Origin of the sequence: Streptomyces sp. NPDC059477 (assembly GCF_042749375.1) — a bacterium.
Classification (GTDB): domain Bacteria; phylum Actinomycetota; class Actinomycetes; order Streptomycetales; family Streptomycetaceae; genus Streptomyces.
The window spans coordinates 23,379-29,772 of record NZ_JBHYUG010000106.1 but is presented as its reverse complement, the minus strand read 5'-3'; the positions used below and the strand labels follow the sequence as shown (position 1 = coordinate 29,772).

Annotated in this window: 6 protein-coding genes and 1 pseudogene; all 7 read right to left on the bottom strand. The window is 69.7% G+C overall.

Translation table 11 applies throughout. The features are described 5' to 3' along the window. Positions 1 to 254 (bottom strand): annotated as a pseudogene (locus ACFXAZ_RS34105) (sugar ABC transporter permease); the annotation flags it as partial. A gap of 42 nt (positions 255 to 296) precedes the next feature. Then, on the bottom strand, positions 297 to 1,688 hold the full coding sequence (locus ACFXAZ_RS34100; protein ID WP_384599120.1) for an ABC transporter substrate-binding protein: 1,392 nt from the start codon (positions 1,686 to 1,688) through the stop codon (positions 297 to 299). Between the two features lie 71 nt (positions 1,689 to 1,759). Then, positions 1,760 to 3,073 (bottom strand): ADP-ribosylglycohydrolase family protein, encoded by a 1,314-nt coding sequence (locus tag ACFXAZ_RS34095; protein WP_384599117.1) that lies wholly within the window; start codon positions 3,071 to 3,073, stop codon positions 1,760 to 1,762. 233 nt (positions 3,074 to 3,306) lie between these two features. After that, on the bottom strand, positions 3,307 to 4,302 hold the full coding sequence (locus ACFXAZ_RS34090; RefSeq protein ID WP_384599114.1) for a LacI family DNA-binding transcriptional regulator: 996 nt from the start codon (positions 4,300 to 4,302) through the stop codon (positions 3,307 to 3,309). 243 nt (positions 4,303 to 4,545) lie between these two features. Beyond that, positions 4,546 to 5,184 carry a LysE family translocator gene (locus ACFXAZ_RS34085; RefSeq protein ID WP_384599111.1) on the bottom strand — a complete coding sequence of 213 codons (639 nt, stop codon included), beginning with the start codon at positions 5,182 to 5,184 and terminating at the stop codon, positions 4,546 to 4,548. 114 nt (positions 5,185 to 5,298) lie between these two features. Then, entirely contained in the window at positions 5,299 to 5,484 is a 186-nt protein-coding gene (locus ACFXAZ_RS34080; protein ID WP_384599108.1) for a DUF397 domain-containing protein, read from the bottom strand. Then, complete coding sequence (locus ACFXAZ_RS34075) at positions 5,481 to 6,353, bottom strand: Scr1 family TA system antitoxin-like transcriptional regulator (RefSeq protein WP_384599105.1); 873 nt, start codon at positions 6,351 to 6,353, stop codon at positions 5,481 to 5,483. Before ACFXAZ_RS34075 ends, ACFXAZ_RS34080 begins: the two co-directional genes overlap by 4 nt. Between the last annotated feature and the right edge of the window lie 41 nt (positions 6,354 to 6,394).

The following is a 6,394-nucleotide window of genomic DNA, read 5'->3' as shown; positions in this document are numbered from 1 at the left end:
CGGAACTCCGGGTCACCGAAGAGCCGGGTGTAGTTGTCCAGCCCGACGAAATTCGCCGGACCGAGCCCGGTCCAGTCGGTGAAGGAGTACCAGACGGAGAGGGAGGCGGGCACCGCGATCACGACGATGTTCACCACGAGCAGCGGCGTCATGAAGGCGAACCCGATGAGATTGCGCCGCACCTTGGAGCGGCGGGCACCCCGGCTGGGCGGCACGTGTGGTGCCTTGGGGCGGTCGGCGCGCAGGACGGCCATGGCTCACGCGCCCTTCGGGACGGGCATGGCTGGCATGGCGGCTCACGCCCCCTGGGGTGCGGGGATGGGCGGCAGGCTGCCGGCCTTCAGCTCCTCCTGGAACAGCTTGTCCAGGCCGGCGCAGTACTCCGCGGGGCTGACCTGGCCGACCAGTACCTTCTCCAACTCCTCGTAGATGTAGGTGTCCGACTTCGGCGGCCAGAAGGTCCAGGTGGTGTAGCCGATGTGCTGGGCCTGGCTGAGCTGGAGGTACTGCCGCTTCACCCGGGGATCGGTGTCGGCCGGGAAGTCCTGCTCGGTGACCTTGACCGGGCTGGGCGGCAGGCCGGTCGCGGCGAGCGAGGCGAACTGGCTCTGCGGGCGGGCGAGCAGGAAGTCCAGCACGGCGGCGGCGTCGGCGGGCTGCGCACAGTCCTTGTTGACCGAGGCGGCCATGCCGACCGACAGCGGGTACACGCCCGCGGGGACACCGTCCCTCAGGGTGGGCAGCGGCGCCCAGTCCCAGGGGGCGTCGTTGCCGGCGGCCTCGCCGAAATACGCGCCGATCTCGGTGAAGGTCCAGCCCCCGTTGAAGAACAGGGCGGTGCCGCCGCTCGCCAGGTCCTCGTAGATGGTGGTGAACTTATTGGTGAAGTACCGGTCGGTGCTCCCCCCGAACCACCCCTTGTCGAACCATCCCTTGAGCAGTGCGATGGAGTCGACGAAGACCGGATCGGTCCACCGCAGCTTCCCCGTGAGCGCCTGGTACAGCGCCTCGGGCCCGGCGAAGGCGTTCCACACCCAGGTGACATGCCACTCGGAGGCGGGCTTCCACTCGGCGTTGCCCGCGCCGACCGGCGTGAGCCCCTTGCCCTTGGCGTCGGCGCACAGCGCCTCGAACTCGGCGAGGGTGGTGGGCGCCGTCCACCCGTTGTCCTCAAGGGTGCGGGGGTTGAAGTAGACGGCCATGGTCTCGAAGTTGCTGGGCAGCGAGTAGAGCTTGCCGTCGACCCGCCCGACGTCGAGCGCCCACGGCAGAAAGCTGTCCTGCCAGCCGAACTTCTCGACATACTCGTCCAGCGGCCGGAGATTGCCGTTGCTGACATAGCTGAGGGTCTGGGCCGGCCCGGTGGTGGTCACGATGTCCGGCCCGCTGCCGGAGGCGACGGCGGTCTGGGTGAGCCGGTCGAGGGTGTCGATCTGCTTGACGGTCATCTTCAGCGGGAGCGCGTCGGCTCCGGCGGAGTCGTTGTAGCCGTCGATGAAGTGCTGGGCGAAGTAGTTCTCGATGTCCTTGCTGGCGAACGCGCCCCAGAAGTCGATCTGGTCGCCGCCCGCCCCGCCCCCGGAACCACAGGCGCTCAGCACGGTGGCACCGAGCGCGACTCCCCCGGTGAGGGCCAGAAAACGACGACGGGAGAGGGCGGCGAAGGGTGAGGTGGCCGGTACGGGCATGGGAGTGACCTCCGAGTCCTGAGCTGTCCGAAGGCTGTGGTGCGGGTGGTGGTGCCGTTGGTACGAGGGCGTCATCTGCGGGTCACCAGCCGTCCGGTCCGTTCGGCGAGGTCCGAGATACGGGACCCGTCGAAGCCGCGGATCGCGCTGCGGGCGGTGTCGTGCAGCGGCTCGGTCCAGTGCGCGGGCACCTTCCCGGCACCGGCGAGGATCCCGGCGACGCTCCCGGCGGTGGCCCCGTTGGAGTCGGTGTCCCAGCCGCCCTGCACGGTCAGCCCCACGGTGGCGCTGAAGTCGCCGTCGCCCCACAGCACCCCGGCCGCGACGAGAGCGGCGTTGTTGACGGTGTGCACCCAGGAGTAGTGGCCGTACCGCTCCCCGATGCCGGCCCGCGCCTCCTCCCACGAGTCCCCGGCCGCGTGCCGTTCGAGTACGAAGGTCAGCGCCTCGGCGAGCCGGCTGCGCGGCGGGACACAGGTGAGGGAGATCTCGACGGCGGCCCGTGCGGTGGGCGCGGTGAAGGCGGCGGCGACCAGGGCCGCGGACCACATCTCGCCGTACACCCCGTTCGCGGTGTGCGACAGCACGGCGTCCCGGTAGGCGAGTTCGGCGGCGGCACGCGGGTCGCCGGGACGGACGTACCCGTAGATGTCGGCACGGATCTGGGCGCCGATCCACTCCCGGTAGGGGTTGTCGACCCGGGCGGCGGTGTCCGGGCCTAGCCCGATCACCAGGTTGCGGTAGGTGGCCCGCTCGGCGGTGTACGTCTGGGTGTACGGCAGCCGGTCGAGCCACTCCGTGGCCACATCGGCGGTCGTGAACCCGAAGCCGTACTCCTCCAGGAGGTGCAGTCCGAGGATCGTGTAGTCGATGTCGTCGTCCCGGGCGCTCTCGGTGATCCGGCCGCGGGTGGTGTACGTCCAGAACTCCCGCAGCTCGTACCCCGCCGGCATCGGGTCGAGGACGGGGAAGTAGTCGCGCAGGGGGTAGGCGTCCGCTAGCTCCAGATACGCGCGCAGGTGCTGGGCGGTCCAGTGGTCACCGTCCTCGACGGGCTTGCCGAGGTTGCAGCCGGCGCACCGGCCGAGCCAGGCGCCGAGCAGCCGGTCGGCCAGCTCGGCCGCCCCGGGGACCTCGGCGACCGGCGTGTCCGGCAGCACGGCGAGGATCTCGTCCAGGCTCTCGGGCTCCTCGTAGGCCCAGTCCGGGTCACGGGTGGTGGCGGCGAGCCGGTCGAGGAACTCGCGGGCGACGGCGGGATCATCGCCCTTGGTGGCGGGTCGGGCGGCCTCGGCGAGATCACCGAGGAGGTAGCCGCTCTCCGCACGCTGGGCCAGCTCGAAGAGGAGGAGAGTACGGGGGTCGTGGGGCTCGAACTCGAACACGGGTGGGGCTCCTGGTGGGTTGGGGGGTGGGGTGGGGTGGGTTGGGGCTCTGGTGCCGGACGTGGGGGAGGTCGCACGACGCACGACGTACGGGGGAAGTCGTACGGCGTAGGCGGGAGGTAGTACGACGTACGCGGGAGGTCGTACGACGTACACACCCGGCACCGAAGGGGCATGAAGGGGGCCAATAGGGGTGAAGACTGATTAAGTGGTCTGAATAGGGATGTTGCGGGTCAGGCGGATTCGCGGCGGACGAAGGACTGGGCGATGACGAGTTCCCGGGCGGGCTCGGAGAGGTTGTCGTCGTCATCGGCGGTGAGCCGGCGCAGCAGGGCCTGGCCGCAGGCGCGGCCGACCTCGCGGGCCGGGTTGACGACGGTGGTCAGGGCCGGGGTGACCAGGGACGCGGCGTCGATGTCGTCGTAGCCGGTGACGGCGAGGGCGCCGGGCACGGTGAGCCGGAGCTTGCGGGCGGTGTCGAGGACGCCGATGGCGATGAGGTCGTTGGCGCAGGCGATGGCGTCGGGCCGGTCGGCGCGGTCGAGCAGCAGCTCGGCGGCCTCGCGGCCGGCGTCGCGGGTGAAGCCGCCGCGGATGACGAGGTCTTCGTCGACGGTACGGCCGGTCTCGGCGAGGGCGCGGCGGAAGCCGTTCTCGCGGACGTCGCTGGGCCCGTTGTGCCAGGGGCCGCCGATGTACGCGACGCGCCGGCGACCCTGTTCGAGCAGATAGCGCACGGCCTGGGCCATGCCGCCCTCGTCATCGCTGCGGACCAGGTCGCCGAGATCGGCGTCGAGCGGCCCGGAGCCGAGCCGGACCAGCGGCATGGTCCGCCGCTGGGCGAGCAGGTCTTTGCGGGTGAGCTGGAAGGGGGCGATGACGACACCGTCGACGCGGCGGGTGGCCATCTCCTTGAGGAAGGCGGTCTCCTGTTCGCGGATCCCGTCGGTGTTGCAGACGAGGGTGTGGTATCCGGCGGGGACGAGAATGTCGTCCAGGCCCCGCAGCACCATCGGATAGAAAGGGTTGGTCAGGTCGGGGACCAGCAGCCCGACGGTCATGGTCCGCCGTAGCCGCAGCCCTTGGGCGAGCGAGTTGGGCTGGTAGCCCAGTTCCTCGATCACCTTGAGCACCTTGGCGCGGGTGCGTTCGGCGACCGGTCGGCGACCGGACAGCACATGGGACACCGTGGTGACCGAAACCCCGGCCTGTGCCGCGACCTCTGTCATCCCGACCTCTGCCACCTTCAACAACCTCCACGCAAAACGTTTGGCACGACGTGGGAGTCACGGTGAACCCGGGTTCTGGGGGATGTCAAGGGGTGAATCACGCATTGGCGGAGGATTTCTCGGCCAAGCGATGTGTCATGACGCGGGTCTTGACGAGGACGGGGGTAGGGGTTTGAGTAGGGACGCAAATCGTATTGCTGGAGGCGCCGGGGGGCTCGGCCCTCACGCCCCGACGAACTTGGCTCAGTCCTTGCGCCCCGTGACGGCGACGGTGACCCCGAGCCCGATCATGGCGATCCCTCCGGCGCCCCCGACGGCGGACAACCGCCGCGGTGAGCGGGCGAACCAGTCCCGCGCGGTCGCCGCGGCCAGCCCCCACACCGTGTCGGAGACAACGCCGATCAGGCTGAACACCAGCCCGAGCAGCAGCATCTGCGCGGCGACGTGTCCCTGCCCGCGGTCGACGAACTGTGGCAGGACGGCGGCGAAGAAGACGATGGTCTTGGGGTTGGTGACCCCGACGGCGAAGCCTTCCCAGAAGGTACGCAGCCCGCCCTTCCCATCCCCTTCCTGACCCACGGCGTCCCACAGCGCCCCCCGCGCCCGCCACGCCTTGACCCCCAGATACATCAGGTACGCGGCACCGGTGAGCTTGAGCACGGTGAACACCACCACCGACCGCTCCACCAGCGATCCGACGCCCAGCGCGACGGCGACGATCAGCACATACGCCCCGGCGGTGTTCCCCATGACCGAGGTCAGCGCGGCCCGGCGGCCCTGGGCGAGGGCCCGGCCTATGACGAACAGGACGCTGGGGCCCGGGATCACTATCAGGAGGAACGACATGGCACTGAAGGCCAGCACGCGCTCAAGGGAGACCATGGGGGCATGGAAGCACGGGTGCCCCGATGGCTTCCAGCCCTATTCCCCCGACCCGAGGCCCGGCCGAGGCCGACTGAGGTTCCGCCGCCGTCCGGCCGGGCCCGCCCGAATGCCTCAGCCGCGCGCGGCGTACCGCACGAACGACGCCCAGCCGTCACGCCCGACGGCGAAGTGAGGTCGGGCCACGTCCTTGGAGTCCCGTACGCAGATGGCCTGATCGGTAAGGGCGACCTCTATGCAGTCGTCGCCCTGACTGCCGCTGTAGCTCGACTTGAACCAGGCGAGTTCGGTCATCCTCATAGCTCTCCTCGAATTCGCTCCAACAGGCCCCGCGAATCTTCGGGGTTCAGAGCCTGCGAGCGCAGTGTGTCATAGCGCTGCTGGAGGAGACTCACCTCTTTCGCGTCAGCGATTAGGCGACCGTTCTGCTGTCCCTCGGAGTATCCGAACCGCCGTCCCGTCGGTGTCTCCAGCAACCGCACCGGGCCATCCAGACACGCATGCAACCGCCCCTCCAGCGGCATGATCTGAAGCGTCACGTTGCGGGTCGCACTGTGCTCCAGCACGTGATCGAGCATGTCCCGCATCTGCTCGGCGTCCCCGAATCGGCGTCGGAAGACATGCTCCTCCACGATGAAGCTGAACGGAACAGTCGGCCGCTCGTGCAGCATCCTCTGCCGTTTCAGCCGTCCGGCCATCCATTTGTCCAACTGGTCATCCGTGGCCACCGGAATCGTGCCCTCGAACACCGCCCGCGCGTACGCCTCGGACTGCAAAAGCCCTGGCACCAGCCGACACTCATACGTGCACAGACTCGCCGCGCGCTTCTCCAGCCTCGCCCACTGCTGGAACCAGGCCGCCAGCCCCACCTCCGCCCGCGTGAGGAACCGCGCCCCACTCCGCAGGGCGCCCGTGTTCCCCAGGGCCTCCTCCCCCCGTTCCACGAACGACTCGTCCGGCATCCGGCGCCCCCGCTCCACCGACTCCACCGTGTGTTTGGAGTACCGGACCATGTCCGCGAACTCGACCCTGCTGTACCCGGCGTGTTCGCGCAGGGCCTGGACGACGGCCCCGAAGGTCCGCAGACTGTCCGAGGGGGCGGGCTCGCGCTCCACCTCGTCGGCCGTCAGCTCATCGTCGTCGCCGATCTCCGTACCGTCGTCCGTCATGCGCGGCCACCTCCAGGTGCGTACGTGCGCGGGTCCCCGCG